Here is an 18,636-nt window from a genome sequence, read left to right on the forward strand (position 1 = left end):
CGCTTCGCTGGCACCGGCGCTCGCGCGCATGGTTGACTCAGGTATGGCTGAAACTGGGCGCGAACGGGTCGAATCGGATGCGCGAGCGCGCGGGCTCGAGATCGACATCGTCGAGCGGCCCGCGGCCGACAGCCTTGAGAGTGCGGCCCGGCTGCTGGGGATCGACCCGGCCGGCATCGTGAAGTCCCTCGTGGTGAAGCGGCACGACGGGGACTACATCTTCGTGCTCGTGCCCGGCGACCGGCAGATCAGCTGGGCCAAGCTGCGTGGTCTCGTGGGCGTGAACAAGCTCTCCTTGCCGCACGAGGATCTGGCCCTGGCCGCCACCGGATACTCGCGCGGCACCATCACCCCGCTGGGCAGCAGCACCGCCTGGCCGGTGTACGCCGACGAGCGGATGCGCGGCATCCGCGTGGCGATGGGCGCGGGGAGCACGGCTACTCGGCGTTCGTCGACGCGGACGCCCTGATCACCGCCTACGACGCCACGGTCGCCGACATCACCGACGAGCTCAAGCCCCGCTCCTAGGTCTGGAGTGGCGCCACAAGCCGCATCCCCTTTCGCGAACTGTGACTTAAGCACGCGTCCGGGCCCGTTTTAGGTGCTTTGCTCACGGTTCGCGGATGGGGTGGGGCGTGTTCCGGGTTGCAGCCGGAGTTGTGGCGAGGGCCGTCTCTCGCTCTTTCCCCTTCGCGAACTGTGAGTTAAGCACGCGTCCCGGGGCTTTTTTGGTGCTTTGCTCACGGTTCGCGGGATGAGCGCGCTCGCCGTCGCCTCCTAGGCTGGGGAGATGGCCGACCCGCGCACACCGACGAACGATCCGGGCGCGCCGACGAACGGCCGGCTTGTCTCCGCGAAACCGGCCGGGGCGACCCGCCGGCACAAGATGCTGCTGCTGGGCGCAGGGCTGCTGGTGGTTCTCGGCGGCACGGCCGCGGTCGGGGTGGCCCTGACCGGCTTCGGGGCGGCATCCACCTCGTCGTTGGTGCCCACCCTGCCCCGGCCGCCGCGGAACCGGCGCCGACGGCTCCGCCCACGGATCCCGCGGAGCCCGGCGACGCCGCCGAACCGACCGCCCCGGCCCCGGCGCCGGCCCCGGTGGCCGTCTTCCTGGGCGACTCCTACACGCAGGGCTATGGTGCGGTTCCGGTTGAGCGGCGCTGGTCCTCGCTGGTGGCCGCGGACGCCGGGTGGACCGAGGTGAACCAGGGCCTGGGCGGCACCGGTTATGTCACCCCCGCGGACCTGCACGCTTGCGGCCTGGACTACTGCCCCACCTACGTGGAGAGGGTGCCGGGCGTGATCGCCGCCGCCCCCGATATCGTCGTGGTCGCCGGTGGCCAGAACGACCGCTGGGCGCTGGCCGGCAGCCCCGATCAGGTGCGGGCGGCGGTCGACGCGACCTTCGACGGCATCCGCCAGGGGTTGCCGACTGCTCGCATGATCGCCGTGGGCCCGTCGACCGCCGAAGCGCCGACGGCGCTAATCGTGGAGCTGGACGGCTGGGTGCGGGCCGCCGCCGAGCGCGTCGGTGCGGAGTACGTGAGCCTGATCGAACCGGTGTTGATCGAGGAGGCGATGATCGCGCCCGACCGGGTGCACGTGACGGATGCGGGCTACCGCGCCCTCGCCGACCGGGTGCTCGCGCAGATCAACCGGTGAGGCTGACGGGTCAGCGGGGCAAGCGGCGGTCCTTGACCACCAGGACCACGAAGACGTAGAGGCCCACCAGCTGCCAGAGCGCACGAAATAGCAGGTCGGTGGGGGAGTTGCGGGCGCAGAAGTCGGGCGGGGGCGGGGTCGCCGGCCGCGTGGGGGAGACGGGACTCGGCACGACTCGCTGGTGCTGAGCCGTGCGCCGGGGGAGAAGCAGATTCTCGCTCACGGGGGTCAGCGTACGCGCGGCCGGTGACGGCTCGGCAAACGGCAGATGACGCATCCGGGACGCCGCAACTCGCTGGTTGAGCCTGGCGAAACCAGCTGGCGGACCCGCTCCTCGGAGGAGACCGGCCTCCGTGGTCTCGACAGACTCGACCGACGATGGTGCCGTGGTCTCGACAGACTCGACCGACGATGGTGCGGTGGTCTCGACAGACTCGACCGACGATGGTGCGGTGGTCTCGACAGGCTCGACCACCGAAGGTGCGGTGCCCAGGTTGGTGAGCGGCCGGCTGCCGCGACCTACTCGGGGTTGCCGGGGCACACGGCGGCCGTTTCGGCCACGTCGATGCGCTTGATTCCGTCGGACCTCTCCTCCACGGTCACCCGCGGCGCGGCATCCGCTTCGCTCGCCTTGGGCGCGGTGGTGAGCTGATCGTGCCGGTTCTCGTCGAAGGATTTTTCGCTCATGAACGGCACAATAACACGCCAATCGGGGAGCGGCCGGGCCGATTCGCTAGGCTCGCAGCATGACTGAAGCACTCCGCTGGGGAATCCTGGCCACGGGCGGAATCGCCCACCAATTCGCCGGCGACCTCGTGAAGAACAGGTTCACGGTGCAGGCCGTCGGCTCCCGCAGCCAGGCGTCGGCGGATGCGTTCGCCGCCGAATTCGGCATCCCCACCGCGCACCCCTCCTATGAGGCGCTCGTGGCGGACCCGGAGGTGGACATCGTCTACGTGTCCACCCCGCACCCGTTCCACGCGGCCAACGCCGCCCTCGCCCTCGAGGCCGGCAAGCACGTGCTCGTGGAGAAGCCGATCACCCTGAACGCCGCCGAAGCGCGCACCCTGGTGGCGCTCGCCGAGAGCAAGAACCTGCTGCTGCTCGAGGCCATGTGGACCCGGTTCCTGCCGCATATGGCGCGTATTCGCGAACTGCTCGCCGCCAACGCGCTCGGCGACGTGCACACGCTGCTCGCCGACCACACCCAGGACCTGCCTGACGACCCCGCGCACCGCATCAACTCGTTGCCGCTGGGCGGCGGCGCGCTGCTCGACCTCGGCATCTACCCGGTGTCGTTCGCGTCGGCGCTGTTCGGGCAGCCGGAGAAGATCCTGGCCGCGGCCACGTTCAAGGACACCGGGGTGGATGCGCAGATCGCCAGCGTGTTCCGCTACCCGGGCGGGCAGATCGCAACGCTGCACTCCGCTAGCGACACCAAGGGACCGAACACCGCGAGCATCCTCGGCACCGCTGGGCGCATCGACATCGACGAGGTCTGGTACTCGCCCACCTCATTCCGCGTGTACGACAGCAACAACGAGGTCGTCGAGACCTATGACACGCCGGAGTTCGCCGGGCGGGGCATGCACTTCCAGGCCACCGAGGCCGAGCGGCTCGTGGCCGCCGGACTGATCACCAGCGAGCTGCTCAGCACCGCCGAGTCGGTGCAGATCATGGAGACCCTCGACGAGATGCGCGCGCAGATCGGTCTGGTCTACCCCGGCGAGTAAGGCAGCCTCACACCCTCGCTCGCTAAAATGAGCGGGTGGATACACCAGATGCGACCGTGCCCGATCCCGGGGATCCCTCGCTGAACCCGGCTGAAGAATCCACCCAACGCATCGGAACCGCCACCTCCGACGGCGCCGGGTCGGGCGCTCCAGCCGGCACCGGCGGTTCAGCCGGTCCCGCTGGAGCATCCGGCACCGGCGCATCCGCGAACCTCGCAGCTCTCTGGGCCAACCGGAGGTTGCGCGTCATCCTCGCGGCGGCCGTGGCCTTCGTGCTGCTCGGCAGCGGTGCCATCTGGGCCGGCGCCGCCACCGGAGGCCTCGAACCGCGGGCGGTTCCCGCGGCCGGGACCACGAGCACCCCGACCCCGACACCCACCCCGACCACCCCGGAGTTGCGACCGGCCCCCGCGGCCGCCACCGCCGCCAGCCCGCTGCGCACCTGCTCGGTGGCCGACCTGGCCGGCGACTCCCGGCTCGGTGACTTCCAGGCGCAGGTCGTGAACGCCGCCACCGGCGAGATCCTCTTCGACCGCGGCGGCAGCACCACGTCGCGTGCCGCCAGCGTGCTCAAGGTGCTCACCTCCGCGGCGGCCCTGAGCGTTCTCGGACCGGACTACCGCGCCACGACCACGGTTGTAGCTGGCAGCGAGCCCGGCCAGATCGTGCTCGTCGGCGGGGGCGACCTCACCCTGTCGAGCACCCCCACCGGTGACGAGTCGTTCTACCAGGGTGCGGCCCACCTCGACGCGCTGGCGGAACAGGCCCGCACCGCGGTGGACGGGCCGATCACCTCGGTGGTTCTGGACTCCTCCTACTTCGGTGACCCCGGCTGGGAACCCAGCTGGGAGCGCAAGGAGCAGACCGACGGCTACATGCCCGAGATCACCGCGCTGCAGGTCGATGGCGACCGGAACGACCCGTACCGCAGCACCTCCGCGCGCAGCGACGACCCCGTCGCCCGCGCCGGCGCCGCTTTCGCCGATGAACTCGGCGGCGACGTCAGCGTGAGCGTGGGCACCGCCCCGGCCGGAGCCACCGTGCTCGCCTCGGTGCAGTCCCAGCCCGTGTCGGTGCTCATCAAGCAGTCCCTGATCGTCTCCGACAACGCCCTGGCCGAGATGCTGGCCCGCCTGGTGGCCGTCGAGGGCGGCTCCGGCAACACCTTCGACGCCATCGAGCCCGCAGTGCTCGCGGGGCTGAAGGGGTACGGCATAGACACCACGGGCATCCGTATCGTGGACGGGTCGGGTCTGTCCGACAACAACGCGGTGCCGCCGGCCTACCTCACCAAGTTGTTCCAGAAGATCAACGCCCGCGAGGGCAATCTGGGCGTCATCTTCGACGGCCTGCCCGTCGCCGGCGGCGACACCGGATCCCTGTCGTACAGCGACCGGTTCACGGGCGCCAACGCGGATGCCGACGGTGCCGTCTTCGCCAAGACCGGCTGGATCGACACCGGCTACACCCTCTCCGGCATCATCAACGCCGACGACGGCACCACCCTGACCTTTGCCGTATACGCGCTGGGGGATGTGGGCGATAATGCGAAGCAGGCGATCGACACCATCACGACGGGGTTCTTCCGCTGCGGAAACAACCTCTCGAACAACTGAATTCCAACGATAGGAGTGCTTCCGTGACCCGCGCACTGATCATCATCGACGTTCAGAACGACTTCACCGAGGGCGGCGCCCTGGGCGTCGCCGGCGGGGCGGCGGTGGCCGAGGCCATCACTGCGCTGCTCACGGCGCATCCACACAGCTACGAGCACGTTTACGCCTCGCGCGACTGGCATGACGCCGAGGGCGGAAACGGCGGCCACTTCGCGGTGGACGCCGAACCCGACTACGTCGACACCTGGCCGGTGCACTGCGTGGCCGACACCGCCGGCGCCGCGTACCACCCGGCGCTGCACCTGCCCGAGACCACGGTGCACATCCTCAAGGGCCAGGGCCGGCCCGGCTACTCCATCTTCGACGGCGTCGACGTCACGGGCCAGAAGTTCGGCGAGCTGCTCATCGACGCCGGCGTGACGGATGTCGATGTGGTCGGCCTGGCCACCGACTACTGTGTGCGGGCCAGTGGGCTCGACGCCCTGGAACATGGCCAGCACGTGCGCGTGTTCACCGACTTGGTGGCCGGGGTGGCGCCGGAGTCCAGCGAGAAGGCTCTGGCCGAGCTCGCCCACGCGGGAGCGGTGCTGGCCGCCTCGGAGCTCGTCGACCAGGCCTGAGTTCGCGGCAATTCGTTGCGGCGTCGCCTGCCGCTGCGCTGACCTGCGGTATGTTGCCGTCTGCAAGGGCGGGACGGGCCACTGCGCGGCACGTGGGCGCTGAAGGATGTGCCGACTTGCCGGCAACTGCCCTCTGCGCGGGCGCGAGACGGCGCTTCGCGGCAAGCGGATGCTGAGCGTCACGCCGAGGCGTCGCCACGTGGCCCGGGGATCGGCCCTGGTCTGCGCCGCGGCATCCGGCAGGCGCGGTATCCCTCGTACAGCGCCATCCCGCGGGCTGCGGCATCCGGCGGGCTGCGGCATCCGGTGACGTGGCAGTTGAGGCCCCCTGGGAGTGCTTGAAGGGGCGGGAAGCGGCAACTCGCACCCTCGCGGAAATTTTCCAGGGCGGGTGCATCCGAACGGGGTCTCTTCCGGAAGTAACGGGTAACGGGTAAACCGACAGGTTCCCGCTCTCGTTTCACTGACTGGAGGAAACCATGCGCAAGACCCTTATCGTCGGCGTTGCAGCCGGCGCCCTTGTCGCCCTGGCGGGAATCGCCCCGGCGAACGCCGCAGACGACGTCGCCCAACTATCGGTGTTGCACGGGGTACCCGGCCTCACCGTCGACGTGTACGTCAACGGCGACCTCACCCTGGACAACTTCGAGCCCGGCGACCTCGCCGGCCCGCTCGAACTGGCGCCGGGTACCTACACTGTGGCGATCACGGCCTCGGATGCGGCGGACGCGAGTTCACCGGCCATCGGCCCGGTCGACCTCCCGTTGGAGGGCGGCAAGAACTACACCGCTGTGGCTCACCTCGACGCCGCCGGAACGCCCACCGCCACCCTGTTCACCAACGACATCAGCACCGTCGGGGCCGGTGAAGGCCGACTCACGGTGCGTCACGTGGCCGCGGCACCCGCTGTGGATATCCTCGCGGGCGGCACCGCGGTGATCACCAACCTGACCAACCCAACGAGTCGCTGCTCACGCTGCCGGCCGGTACGGTGTCGGCCTCGGTGGCCGCGACCGGAACCACCGACCCGGTGGTCGGCCCGGCCGACGTGAACGTGGCCGAGGGCACCAACACCATCGTCTACGCCTGGGGCAGCCTCGCCGACAAAAACCTGGCGCTGGCCGTGCAGACCATCGACGGCCTGCACTCCAACCCCGACGGTGTCCCGGCCGGTAGCGCGGGTCTGGTCGCCACCAACCAGCCCGGTGACGCCACCGGCTGGTGGATCGGCGGTGCGGCCCTCGCCCTGGTGCTGGCCATCAGCGCAGCTGCGGTCTACGGAACCCGCCGCGCCGAGGCGCGGCGCTAGCGGAAACCGATAAGGAAAGGTCGGGTCACGGTGAGCTTGTTCGGGTTGCCCACCGTGGCCCGCGCCGTGCGGGAGCGGGGCCGTCAACCGGCCCGGTCCCGTCGGCCCAGGAACCGGCGGCCCGCCGTGGTCACCACCCTGGCCGGCGGTCTGCTGGCCGGTTTGGTTCTCCTCAGCGGATGCGCCGCCCCGGGCGGGGCGCCGGCCGGCACTGATCCTGCCGCCGGTGCCTTCACCGGCCTGGGCGGTCCCGCCTCCGCCACGCTTCCCGGCGGCATGCCGGGCGCCTCCCCGCGCCCCGATGCGCGAGCCGAGGTCACCGTGCCACGGATGACAGCATCCCCGGCGCCCGCCCCGTCGGCCACAGTGTCGCGGCAGTCCGCGGCCCTGGCCGCGCAACCGGCTCCGGTCAGCGCCCCGGTGCGGGTGCGGGCCGAGGCCCTCGATATCGACATGCCCATCGAGGCCGAAGGCCTGGCCGACGGTGGGGCGATGGCGCTGCCGGCCAATCCGGCCGTTGCCGCCTGGTACCGGTACGGATCCGGCCCCGGCAGTGCCGCCGGCGCTACCGTGGTCGCCGCGCACGTGGACTCCCTCGCCTACGACATCGGCCCGTTCGCCGCTCTGGCGGATGCCCCGGTGGGAACGGAGATCGTTCTGGAGACCGCCGACGGTGGCGCGCACCGGTACACCGTCGCATCCGTCGAAAGTCAGGAAAAGCCCGAGGTGCCGTGGGCGAGCGTCTTCGACCGCACCGGGCAGCCCCGGCTCACGTTGGTGACCTGCGGCGGCGAGTTCGACTACGACGCCCGGCGGTACCTGTCGAACGTGATCGTGACAGCGGTGCCGGCACCATGACCGGGGTCCGGATGCTGCGGTGGGTGACGCCTGAACGGGGCGTGCGGGAATCGGTCGGTGCTGGATATGCTGGTCGCACTTGCGAGCCGGAACCTGCGGGTCGCGAGGTCTGAGATGGATACCCGCACCACGCGGCACCGACCCGGGAGGCCACACGGCTTCGTGAGCGCACCCTACGCGAACGGCACCGACGACGACCGCGACCTTGCGAGCCTGGTCGCCGGCTTCAGCGCGGGCGACGAACGAGCGCTCGCCGAGGCCTACGCACGCTGGTCGTCGCTCGTATACACGCTGGCGATGCGTTCGCTCGGCCACACCGGCGACGCCGAAGACGTCACCCAGAAGGTGTTCATCGCCGCCTGGCGGGGCCGCACCGGATTCAACGAGGCCCGGGCGCCGCTGCCGGCCTGGATCGTGGGTATCGCCCGGCACTGCATCGCCGACGCTCACGAGGCCCGGGCGCGGCAACGGCGCATCGAACAGAGCCTGGTCGACGACGCCGACACCCTCGCCGTCGACGAGTCGGCGGATGTGGCCGAGCGGCTTCTGCTGGGAGAAGAACTCAACAGGCTCGAACCGGTGCCGCAACGGGTTATGCGGCTCGCGTTTTACGAAGACCTCACCCACGTGCAGATCGCCGATAGCCTCGGATTGCCGCTCGGCACAGTGAAGAGTCATATCCGCCGCAGCCTCACCCGCTTGCGCACCCGATTGGAGGCGAACGATGACGCATCTTGACCGCGATACCCTCGCCCTGGTCGCGCTCGCTGAGCTCGAACTCAGCCCCCAGGAACGCGCCCACTTGGCCGACTGCCCCGGCTGCACGGGCGAGCTGGATGCGTTGCGCCACACCGTGCTGATCGGCCGCAGCGCCGGCAGTGTCGACCTGGTCGAACCGGCGGATGCCGTCTGGGGGCGCATCCACGCGGCCCTCGGACTGTCCGAGGGCGTGGTCGGGGTGCCGAGACTGGCGGACCCGCAAGGCGCCGCGGCCGCCGAGGAGTTCGTCGCGGACAGTGCTGCCGTGCGGCCGGAGGGTCCGGTGGCGGCCGAGACCACGGAGGTCGGTCCGAGAGGTGAGAGCGACGAGGTGCCGCGAGCGCCGGCTGCGCCGAACGTTCCCGGTCACACGGGCGCCGGGGTTCCGGGCGCTGGGCCTGATGATGTGCCCGGTGGCCCGGCGCGACTTCCGGCATCCGTTGCGGATCTGGGTCGGCGCCGGCGCCGCTGGCTTCCTCTGGCCGCCGCGGCCTGCGCGGTGGGTCTGGTGGGCGGTATCGCTGCCGGAGCCTGGTGGCAGGCGACCCGGTCACCCGCGCCGGTGCCCGTGATCGCCGAGGCACAACTCGACGCACTACCGGGCTGGACGGCCAGCGGCAGCGCCGCGGTGGAGGAGAGTGCGGACGGTGAGCGCGATGTCGTGGTGGACCTGACCGGGGGAGATGACTCCGCCGGGCTGCGCGAGGTCTGGCTGCTGACCGCTGACGCCACCGGGCTGGTGAGCGTGGGCCTGCTCGACGGCTCGAGCGGACGGTTCGCAATTCCGGCAGATATCGACCTGTCCCAGTACCCCGTGGTGGACGTCTCCGCCGAACCCGACGACGGCAACCCGGCGCATTCGGGCGACTCCATCGTGCGCGGCACCCTGCACGGCCTCTGACCGCACCGAGCGGCCAGCGAATTGCCACTTCGCGTCCTCTCGGAGGCCGGCACTGGGCCTCAAGTGGCAACTCGCAGGGCGGCGCTGCCGTGACGTGCCAGTTGCCGCCCATTGGGACGCCGTGAGGGGGCCTCAAGTGGCAACTCGCGCGAGAAGCGGACTTGCCGGCGCACCTTCCTCTCCACCCGGGCGCCGCTTCACCCGAGTGGGGGATTGTGACCGACCCGTCGGGGGAACAGGCTGGCGGCATGACCGCCCACCCCACATCCGCCCGCCCCACCCTCGCCGAGACCGACCGCGCGACGCCCCGGCGTTGGTGGGTGGCGTTGCTCGTGGTGGGGTGGTTCAACCTCGTGTCGGCGGTAGGCGGTGGCGTCGGCCTGATTCTCGGCAACGGGATGGGTATGCCGCTGAGCTGGCTGGACGGTACGCCGTTCGACTCGTTCGTGATCCCCGGGCTTGTTCTGCTGCTCGTGGTCGGCGGCACCCAGGCACTCGCTGTGCTGCTCCAGCACCGGCACCTGCCCTGGTATCCCGCCGCAGCCGGGGTCGCGGGATTCGGCATGGTCATCTGGATCTACGTGGAGGTGGCGCTGCTGCCGGTCTATTCGATCCTGCACACCATCTACTTCACCACCGGGCTGCTGCAGCTGATCTTCCTGCTGCTCTGCCTGGGCATCCTGCCGGCTGATCGACGGGCGCGGGGTTGATTCGAGCCGGGCCGGTCTCGGCGGACGACCGGGGTGCGACTCGCACGGGAAGCGCCGGTGCCGCGGCCGGTAGGGGATGCTCAGCGGCACGCGAGTAGATTTGAAAGCAACGACTTCAGGGAGGCATTTGTGGCGCACGTAACCGAAGCAGAGCTGCTCCAGCACGTACCCAACGAGCTGTACATCAACGGGCAATGGGTGCCCGCCGCCGACGGGAACACCCTCACCGTGCACGATCCGTCCACGGGCAAGGTGATCAAGACCATTGCCGACGCCGGTGTCGCCGATGGCCTGGCCGCCCTCGCCGCCGCCGCCGAGGCGCAGGATGCCTGGGCGGCGACGCCGCCGCGGGTGCGGGGTGAGGTGCTCCGCCGCAGCTTCGAGCTGCTGCAGGAGCGCAAGCACGAGTTCGCGCTGCTGATGACCCTGGAGATGGGCAAGCCCCTCGCCGAGTCCTACGGCGAGGTCGCCTACGGTGGTGAGTTCCTGCGCTGGTTCAGCGAGGAGGCCGTGCGCATCACCGGCCGCTATGGCACAAACCCCGAGGGCACCGGGCGCATGATCGTCTCGCAGCACCCGGTGGGGCCCAGTTTCCTGATCACCCCGTGGAACTTCCCGCTGGCCATGGCGACCCGCAAGATCGCGCCCGCGCTCGCGGCCGGATGCACCGTCGTGATCAAGCCCGCGGCGCTCACCCCGCTCACCACCCTCTACCTGGTCAAGCTGTTCGAGGAGGTGGGCGTTCCCGCCGGGGTGATCAACGTGGTCACCACCTCGCAGTCCTCCGCTGTGTCCGGGCCAATCATCGCCGACCCGCGGCTGCGGAAGCTCAGCTTCACCGGGTCCACCGGCGTCGGCCAGAGCCTCATCGCGCAGTCCGCTGAGAACGTGCTGCGCACCTCGATGGAGCTCGGCGGCAACGCCCCGTTCCTGGTCTTCGAAGACGCCGACATGGACCGCGCGGTGGAGGGCGCCCTCGCGGCGAAGTTCCGCAACGTGGGCCAGGCCTGCACCGCCGCCAACCGGTTCATCGTGCACCGTGACGTGGCCGAGGAATTTGCCCGCCGGGTCACCGAGGCGGTCAGCGAATTCACCGTGGGCCGAGGCACCGAATCCGGCGTCAACATCGGCCCGCTGATCAACGCGGAAGCCGTGACCAAGGCCGACACCCTGGTGCAGGATGCGCTCGGTCGCGGTGCGACGCTACTCACCGGCGGGCACGCCCTGGCCGGCACGGGCACGTTCTACGAGCCCACCGTGATCAGCGGAGTCAAGCCGGGCAGCGACATCCTGCGCGAAGAGATCTTCGGGCCGGTGCTCTCGATCGTGCCGTTCGACGACGAGGACGACGCCGTGCGCATCGCCAACAACACCGAGTACGGCCTGGTCAGCTACGTGTTCACCCGGGATCTCGCGCGGGGGCAGCGGATGATCGAGCGTCTGCAGACGGGCATGATGGGCCTGAACATGGGCGTGGTTTCCAACGCCGCCGCCCCGTTCGGCGGGGTCAAGCAGTCCGGACTCGGCCGTGAGGGCGGCTCCGAGGGGATCCACGAGTACCTCTCGACGAAGTACACCCTCACCCCCGACCCCTTCGTCGACTACGACTAACGCCTTCCCTTCCCTCCCCGTCCGCGAACTGTGAGCAAAGCACCCAAAATCCGGGATTTTGGGTGCTTTACTCACAGCTCGCGGGGGTGGTCGGGGTCGTTAAACTCGGGGGATGCCCGTTATCGAGATCTCCGACCGCAGCGACCCCCGGCTGGCCGACTACACCCAGTCGACGGATGTGGCGCTCAAGAAAACACGCGACACCGAGCACGGGCTGTACATCGCCGAGTCCGCGCTGGTGCTCGAGCGGGCGCTGCGCGCCGGACACCGGCCCCGCTCGGTGCTCACGCTGGCGAACACGCTCGACGAGGCTCGCGCGCTCGTCGGCGACGACGTACCGGTGTTCGTCGGACCGGGAGACCTACTGACCGAACTGACCGGCTACGTGCTGCACCGGGGACTGATCGCCGCGATGCACCGGCCCGCGTTGCCCGACCCGGCCGCACTGCTGGCCGGCGCCCGCCGCATCCTGATCCTGGAGAACGTGACCGACCCCACCAATGTGGGCGCCATCTTCCGCTCCGCCGGGGCGATCGGGGCCGACGCGATCCTCGTCACGCCGCGCTGCTCCGACCCGTTCTACCGCCGGGCCATCCGGGTGTCGATGGGCACCGTGCTGCAGGTGCCGTGGACCCGGGTGGGCGACTGGCCGAGCACCCGCCGGCTGCTCACCGAGCACGGTTTCCACGTCGCGGCCCTGGCGCTCACCCCGGACGCGGTGAGCTTGCGCGACGTCAACGGGGAACAGCATGCCCGGCTGGCCCTGCTGCTCGGCGCCGAGGGTGAGGGGCTCACGGATGAGGCGCTCGCCGCGTCGGACTCCGTGGTGCAGATCCCCATGAAGCACGGCATCGACTCCCTCAACGTGGCCGCCGCCAGCGCCGTGGCGATGTGGGCCCTCTCGGGCTGACCGCCCCCGCCGGGCGCGTCCGTCCGGCGCACCGCCGTCGCACCCGCCGATCGCACCCGCCGATCGCACCGCGATGGTCCCCGCCAGTCCGGTCCCCGTCGGTCCTGGCCCGGCCGGTGTGCACAACTCCTGCTCGATTCCGCCCGGCCGGGCCGGGGCCGCGGGATTCCGGCATCCGCTCGCCCCGCCATACCGGCGGGACTTGCAGGAGTTATGCACCCGTCTGCGCCGGGTGGCGAGCCTAGGCTGGGGGCATGAGCAATGATGCTGTCATCGTCGACGTCGTTCGCACGCCCTCCGGCCGCGGTAAGCCCGGCGGTGCGCTCGCCGGGGTGCACCCCGCCGACCTGCTCGCGGGGGTGCTGGGCGAGTTGGTCAGCCGAAACGACCTCGATCCGGCGCTGGTCGACGACGTGATCGGCGGATGCCTCACCCAGGTTGGCGAGCAGAGCACCAACATCACCCGCACCGCGCTGCTCAGTGCGGGGTTTCCCGAGTCGGTGCCGGGCACCACCATCGACCGGCAGTGCGGCTCGAGCCAGCAGGCGGCGACCTTCGCCGCCCAGGGCGTGCTCGCCGGCAGCTACGACATCGTGATCGCCTGCGGGGTGGAGTCGATGAGCCGGGTGCCGCTCGGGTCGGCCGGGGGACCGGTTCCCGCCGGCGGCTCCGACGCGGCCGGCCGCACCGAGGGCTGGGGCTCGCCCACGGCCTGGTCGGCGGTGGCCAGCCAGGACCCGCACGGCCGGCTGATGCACGAGCGCTACCCGAACGGGCTCGTGGGCCAGGGAGTCTCGGCCGAGCTGATCAGCGCCCGATGGGGCCTCACCCGGGCCGAACTCGACGAGTACGCCGCCCGGTCGCACCGGCTGGCCGCCGCAGCCGCCGACCGCGGGGACTTCGCCGGCAGCCTGCTCCCGGTGTCCCTGCCCGACGGCCGCCGAGTCGAAGATGACCAGACCATCCGGCGCGGCACCACCATCGACACCCTCGCCGACCTTCCGCTGGCCTTCCGCACCGACGAGCTCGCCGCCCGGTTCCCCGAGGTGGACTGGCAGATCACCGCCGGCAACTCCTCCCCGCTCACCGACGGCGCCTCCGCCGCCCTGATCATGAGCGCCAGCCGCGCCGCCGCCCTCGGCCTCACCCCGCGGGCCCGGTTCCACAGCTTCGCGGTCACCGGCAGCGACCCGCTGCTCATGCTCACCGGCGTCATCCCCGCCACCCGACGCATCCTCGCCCGCTCCGGGCTCGGCATCGACGACCTGGACGCCTATGAGGTCAACGAGGCGTTCGCCTGCGTGCCGCTGGTCTGGCAACGCGAATTGCACGCCGACCTGGCCAAACTCAACGCCAACGGTGGAGCCATCGCCCTCGGCCATGCGCTGGGTTCCTCGGGCACCCGGCTGCTCGGCACGCTGCTCGAAACCCTCGAAGTCGGCGGCGGCCGCTACGGCCTGCAAACCATGTGCGAGGGCGGCGGCATGGCCAACGCCACCGTCATCGAACGGCTCTGACTGTGCGTATCACCGGATGCTCAGCCCTCGTCACCGGCGCCGCCTCCGGCCTGGGCCTCGCCACTGCGCAAGCGCTGCTCACGGCCGGAGCTCACGTGGTGTTGTTCGACCTGGCCGGCTCGGCGGGCGAGGAACGGGCGGCGGAGCTGAACGCATGGGCCCGGTCAGCGCCCCATTCGGCGGGCGACAGCGCCGGCTCGGATCCGGCTCATTCCCTGGCGGGGATGGAGTTCCCCGCAGGAGCCACTGCTATATTCCATCCGGGGGATGTGACCTGCGAGTCCGACGTGGCGGCGGCGATAACGGCAGCCGGAACCCACGGACCATTGCGCATCGTGGTCAACTGCGCGGGGATCGCCCCGGCGGCCCGGGCCGTGGGCCGGCAAGGCGCCATGCCGCTGGCTGACTTCGAGCGGGTGCTCCGGGTGAACCTCCTCGGCACCTTCAACGTCGTGCGCCTGGCCGCCGCGGCAATGCAGGCCGTCGACCCGCTCGACCCCGGCGCCGCGGGCCCCGCAGGCAGCGCGGGCCCCGCGGGCCCTGCGGGCCCTGCGGGCTCTACGGGCCCTGCGGGCCCCGCAGACCGCGCCGGCTTAGCAGGTTCCGCGGGCTCCGGCCCGCTCGGCGCAGAGACCGAATCGGGCTCGGCCGGCACCGATCGGTTCGACTTCACCGTCCGAGGCACACCGGAACGCGGCGTGATCGTGAACACGGCATCCGTCGCGGCGTTCGACGGCCAGATCGGACAGGCGGCCTACTCCGCCTCGAAGGGCGGGATCGCGGCGATGACCCTGCCGTTGGCCCGCGAGTTCGCGCGCTCGCTCATCCGCGTCATGACCATCGCCCCCGGACTGTTCGACACCCCGCTGCTGCAGGGGCTGCCCGCCGAGGCCCGCGCGTCGCTGGGTGCCCAGGTGCCGCATCCGGCCCGGCTCGGTCACCCGGCCGAGTACGCCGCCCTGGTGCGCCACATCGTGGAGAACCCCATGCTCAACGGGGAGACCATCCGTCTCGACGGCGGCATCCGGATGGCGCCTCAGTAGCAGTCCCCCAGCGGCCGGATGGAGCCCGCGCGTGGGGACGCCCGCGAAGCGATCCCTCGTAGCGTGCCTCAGCGCTCGCTGCGTGTCTCGGCGCTCGCAGCGTGTCTACGTGCTCGCGGCGTGCGGTAAATCGGCAACTATCGCCTGCTTCGAGCACTTTCTCCTGCTTCGAGCACTTTCTCCTGCTGCGAGCACGTTCACCCGCCGCGAGCACTATCTCGTGCGCCGAGGGGGACCAGCGGCCGGGCCACTACACTCATCAGAAAACTTCAGGGAAGGTGCCGGCGTTGACATCATTCGAGACCGAACTGCGGCGGGTGGTGCAGCCCCGCGCCCGGGTCATCATCGACAACGACTTCTCCGGCGATCCCGACGGGCTCGTGCAGCTCGCCCACCATGTGCTCTCGCCGTCGGTGGAGATCCGCGCCATCATCGGCTCACACCTGAAGCCCGGCGACCCGTTCGACCCCTCCGAGCAGACCGCCGACAACGCGGCCGCGGCTGCCAGCACCGTGCTCGACCTGCTCGGCCGCGCCGGCACGATTCCCGTGCTGGCCGGGTCGAACGCCGGCATGACCGACCCGCTGTCACCCATCCGCTCGGCGGCGACGGATGCCATCATCGCCGAGGCCATGCGCACCGACACGAACCTGCCACTGTTCGTGGCCTGCGGGGCCGGTCTCACCGAGATCGCCAGCGCCTACCTGCTCGAACCGCGCATCGCGACGCGGCTCACCCTGGTCTGGATCGGCGGCCCCGAGCACGACGGCCTCGCCGCACCACCGCCCGGGTCCCACGGCCCCGAGTACAACCTGGCCATCGACATCCCCGCCGCCCGCGTGATCTTCGACTCGTTCATGCCGATCTGGCAGGTGCCGCGTGACGCCTACCGGCAAACCCTGTACTCCTGGGCCGAACTGCTCACGGATGTGCGCCCGCACGGCGCCATCGGAGCCCACCTCTACGACGCGCTCGCCCAGGTCGCCGTGATGGCGGGCAGCCACGGCCTGCCCCTCGGGGAGACGTACATCCTGGGTGACGGCCCCCTCGTGCTGCTGACCGCGCTGCAGTCGTCGTTCGAGCCGGACCCCTCGTCGAGCGAGTACGTCACCCGCACGGTGCCGCGGATTCGCGCCGACGGGTCCTACGACACAATTCCCCGGCAGGGCCCCCGGCCGATGCGGGTGTACCACCGGCTCGACCTGCGGCTGCTCTTCGCCGACTTCACCGCCAAGCTCGCCGCCCACGCCGCCGGCTGACCGCCCTGCGCCCTGGCTGCTGGGGCCGGCGCCCGCCCCGTTGCCTGGCGGCGTGGCGGCCCGGCGGCCTGACCTGTGGCCGCACGGGTTGCGCGGGCACTGTGCCGCTGCGCGGGTGGCGCGCGCCGGGCGCGCAGCGGCGTCTGACCCGCGCATCAGTATCCTGCCGGCTACCGCGCGCGGGGTGACGGCCGCGACGGGCCCCGGCAGGACGACGTCTGGTGTGGCTCCGCGCTAGCGGGCGGCGGCGAAGAGGGGCGCACGAAGGTGGCGAAGTGGGGATTCGCCGACTGACAGGCCGCTTGCTACGAGGAGGCCGGCAGCTTCCTGTTCGAGGTCGGCACGAGCGTGGCCGAGTTGCCCCTGTCCGCCCCGATCGTCCTGAACTGAGCGGCGTCATGAGCGACCTTTCCTGGCCCAACCCGCTGATCGCCGCGTTCTACCCGTGCCCACGCTGGGGGGCGTCTGTGCACCCACCCTTCGGTACCGTGACGGAGTCTTTTACGTGGTGGTGACGGATGCGGTGGGGCGCCCAGGAGACCGCAGACTCGTTCACCGGCTTCCGCGCCAACGGTACTGAGTGACTCCACCGCGAGCTGAGACAAAAGCCCCAGAATTCTCGAATTCTTGGGGCTTTTCTCACAGTTCGCGGGTTGGGGAACGGCTTGCGGCGATAGCACCTGGGAGGATCAGTCCATGGACTCCCTGACGATCCCCGGCCCGCACGGCACCATCCCCATCCGGGTCTACCGTGCGGCCGGTGCCGGTGCCGGTGCCGGTGCCGGTGCGGATGCGCGCCCGGCGCTCGTCTGGGCGCATGGCGGAGGCTTCGCCTGGGGAGACCTCGACATGCCCGAGGCACAGTGGGTGTCCCTGGAACTCGCGGCGCTCGGGGTCACCGTCGTCAGTGTCGACTACCGGCTGGCCCCGGTGTCGGAGGCGCTGACCGACGGCGAGCCGGCCCGCGACGGCGTGCGTTTTCCGGTGGCCTCAGAGGAAGTCGCCGAATGCTTCCGGTGGACCGTCGCGCACGCCGGGGAGTGGGGTATCGACCCCGGCCGGGTGTCGCTCGGCGGTGCGAGTGCCGGGGGCAACCTGGCCGCGGGGGCGGCCCTGCGGTTGCGCGATGCCGGGGGTGAGCATCCGGTGTCGCTGATGCTCGCCTACCCGCTGGTGCACAGCGTGCTGCCGGAGCCCACCGCGGCTCTCGCGGGGATGATTGCGCTGCTGCCCGCTGAAGCCCGGTTCGAGCCCGACGACGTGCGCGCTCTGAACCTCAACTATGTGGGCGATCCCGCTGAACTGGCCAACCCCTACGCCTTCCCCGGCGGGCACGATCCGGCCGGGTTGCCGCCGACCTTCATCCTGAACTCCGACCACGACAGCCTGCGCTCGTCGGGGCAGGCGTTCGCCGCCGAACTGGCGCTGGCCGGCGTGGACGTGACCGTCTGCCACGAGCCCGGAACACGGCACGGGCACCTCAACGAACCGGACAATCCCGGCGCGCACGCCAGCATCCGCCGTATGGCCGCCTGGCTCACCCGCCGCGAGCTGTGAGTTAAGCCCCGAAAACGGGCGTTTTTGGTCGCTTAAGTCACAGTTCGCGGACCGGGGCGCGGGGGAGTGCGGGGGAGTGTGCCAGCATGGGGGCATGGCGCGGCGGGGCGAGATGCGCATCCGCCGGCCGGGCATGGGGTGCCTGATGGTTATTGCTCTAGGGATTGTGCTTCTGGGCGCATCATCGACGCTGTTCACGGCAGCGGTGCGGATCCGCGCCCGTGCGAACCCGCATGACCCGTTCCCCTTCTGGTCGAACCCGCCGGTACGGCCGCCGCGGGCAAACCTGCTGCAGGGACTGGCCGGCGCGGCACTGATACTCGGCGGCTTCGTCCTCTTCCCCGCCCTGGGCTTCTTCACCGCCCTCCTGTTCGCCGCGGCCACCGTGGCGCCGGCGCTGGCCATGCTCGGGCATAATCGCGCGGCGGTCGCCTGACTCCTGCTCGTCCGGCCGGTTCCGGCCCGCGAACTGTGAGTTAGGCCCCGAAAACGGGCGGTTTTGGGTGCTTAGGTCACAGTTCGCGGGGAGAAAATACCAGAGCTGGTGGGCCCTGCTGCGAACCTGAAACCG

The 18,636-nt window shown here is 70.8% G+C and carries 17 protein-coding genes and 2 pseudogenes; 17 read left to right on the top strand and 2 right to left on the bottom strand.

All coding sequences use genetic code 11. From position 1 onward, the window contains the following. Positions 1-28 precede the first annotated feature (28 nt). Both KY500_RS00270 and KY500_RS00275 read left to right on the top strand, forming a co-directional pair. A pseudogene (locus KY500_RS00270) lies at positions 29-528 on the top strand (aminoacyl-tRNA deacylase). 570 nt (positions 529-1,098) lie between these two features. Beyond that, positions 1,099-1,662 (top strand): SGNH/GDSL hydrolase family protein, encoded by a 564-nt coding sequence (locus KY500_RS00275; protein ID WP_219901872.1) that lies wholly within the window; start codon positions 1,099-1,101, stop codon positions 1,660-1,662. Between the two features lie 10 nt (positions 1,663-1,672). Here KY500_RS00275 and KY500_RS00280 read toward each other — a convergent pair whose 3' ends face one another. Together KY500_RS00280 and KY500_RS00285 are read right to left on the bottom strand one after the other, a co-directional pair. Continuing rightward, entirely contained in the window at positions 1,673-1,885 is a 213-nt protein-coding gene (locus tag KY500_RS00280; RefSeq protein ID WP_219901873.1) for a hypothetical protein, read from the bottom strand. A 296-nt stretch (positions 1,886-2,181) separates the two neighbouring features. Further along, positions 2,182-2,349, bottom strand: coding sequence for a multidrug transporter (locus KY500_RS00285; protein WP_219901874.1), 168 nt, complete (start codon positions 2,347-2,349; stop codon positions 2,182-2,184). A 59-nt stretch (positions 2,350-2,408) separates the two neighbouring features. On the opposite strand from KY500_RS00285, the gene KY500_RS00290 reads away from it, so the two are divergent. The 15 genes and pseudogenes from KY500_RS00290 to KY500_RS00365 all read left to right on the top strand — a co-directional run bounded on the left by KY500_RS00290 (position 2,409) and on the right by KY500_RS00365 (position 18,501). Next, positions 2,409-3,395, top strand: a complete 987-nt coding sequence (locus tag KY500_RS00290; protein WP_219901875.1) for a Gfo/Idh/MocA family protein — start codon at positions 2,409-2,411, stop codon at positions 3,393-3,395. Between the two features lie 35 nt (positions 3,396-3,430). Continuing rightward, positions 3,431-5,011 carry a D-alanyl-D-alanine carboxypeptidase/D-alanyl-D-alanine-endopeptidase gene (gene dacB / locus KY500_RS00295; RefSeq protein WP_255579605.1) on the top strand — a complete coding sequence of 527 codons (1,581 nt, stop codon included), beginning with the start codon at positions 3,431-3,433 and terminating at the stop codon, positions 5,009-5,011. A 23-nt stretch (positions 5,012-5,034) separates the two neighbouring features. Then, positions 5,035-5,631, top strand: coding sequence for an isochorismatase family protein (locus tag KY500_RS00300; protein WP_219901876.1), 597 nt, complete (start codon positions 5,035-5,037; stop codon positions 5,629-5,631). Positions 5,632-6,110: 479 nt separating this feature from the next. After that, positions 6,111-6,940 (top strand): annotated as a pseudogene (locus KY500_RS00305) (DUF4397 domain-containing protein). Between the two features lie 30 nt (positions 6,941-6,970). Continuing rightward, positions 6,971-7,798, top strand: a complete 828-nt coding sequence (locus tag KY500_RS00310; protein WP_219901877.1) for a class F sortase — start codon at positions 6,971-6,973, stop codon at positions 7,796-7,798. 162 nt (positions 7,799-7,960) lie between these two features. Further along, positions 7,961-8,536 (top strand): RNA polymerase sigma factor, encoded by a 576-nt coding sequence (locus KY500_RS00315; protein WP_255579607.1) that lies wholly within the window; start codon positions 7,961-7,963, stop codon positions 8,534-8,536. Then, positions 8,523-9,458: an anti-sigma factor domain-containing protein gene (locus KY500_RS00320; protein ID WP_219901879.1), complete on the top strand. Its 936-nt coding sequence runs from the start codon at positions 8,523-8,525 to the stop codon at positions 9,456-9,458. Before KY500_RS00315 ends, KY500_RS00320 begins: the two co-directional genes overlap by 14 nt. 248 nt (positions 9,459-9,706) lie before the next feature. Continuing rightward, positions 9,707-10,168 (top strand): hypothetical protein, encoded by a 462-nt coding sequence (locus KY500_RS00325; protein ID WP_255579608.1) that lies wholly within the window; start codon positions 9,707-9,709, stop codon positions 10,166-10,168. A gap of 129 nt (positions 10,169-10,297) precedes the next feature. Then, the gene (locus KY500_RS00330) at positions 10,298-11,779 is read left to right on the top strand and encodes an NAD-dependent succinate-semialdehyde dehydrogenase (RefSeq protein ID WP_219901880.1); all 1,482 of its coding nucleotides are present in this window, start codon (positions 10,298-10,300) and stop codon (positions 11,777-11,779) included. Positions 11,780-11,891: 112 nt separating this feature from the next. Next, the gene (locus tag KY500_RS00335) at positions 11,892-12,689 is read left to right on the top strand and encodes an RNA methyltransferase (RefSeq protein WP_219901881.1); all 798 of its coding nucleotides are present in this window, start codon (positions 11,892-11,894) and stop codon (positions 12,687-12,689) included. Positions 12,690-12,943: 254 nt separating this feature from the next. Beyond that, positions 12,944-14,206, top strand: a complete 1,263-nt coding sequence (locus tag KY500_RS00340; protein ID WP_219901882.1) for a thiolase family protein — start codon at positions 12,944-12,946, stop codon at positions 14,204-14,206. A 2-nt stretch (positions 14,207-14,208) separates the two neighbouring features. Beyond that, positions 14,209-15,249: an SDR family NAD(P)-dependent oxidoreductase gene (locus tag KY500_RS19025; RefSeq protein ID WP_255579609.1), complete on the top strand. Its 1,041-nt coding sequence runs from the start codon at positions 14,209-14,211 to the stop codon at positions 15,247-15,249. 287 nt (positions 15,250-15,536) lie between these two features. Continuing rightward, a complete protein-coding gene (locus KY500_RS00355) occupies positions 15,537-16,508 on the top strand; it encodes a nucleoside hydrolase (RefSeq protein ID WP_219901883.1) in 972 nt (323 codons plus the stop codon). 696 nt (positions 16,509-17,204) lie between these two features. Then, positions 17,205-18,065, top strand: a complete 861-nt coding sequence (locus KY500_RS00360) for an alpha/beta hydrolase (protein WP_219901884.1) — start codon at positions 17,205-17,207, stop codon at positions 18,063-18,065. A gap of 145 nt (positions 18,066-18,210) precedes the next feature. Next, complete coding sequence (locus KY500_RS00365; RefSeq protein ID WP_219901885.1) at positions 18,211-18,501, top strand: hypothetical protein; 291 nt, start codon at positions 18,211-18,213, stop codon at positions 18,499-18,501. The last annotated feature ends 135 nt before the right edge of the window (positions 18,502-18,636 follow it).

This window comes from Cryobacterium sp. PAMC25264 (assembly GCF_019443325.1).
Classification (GTDB): Bacteria; Actinomycetota; Actinomycetes; order Actinomycetales; family Microbacteriaceae; genus Cryobacterium.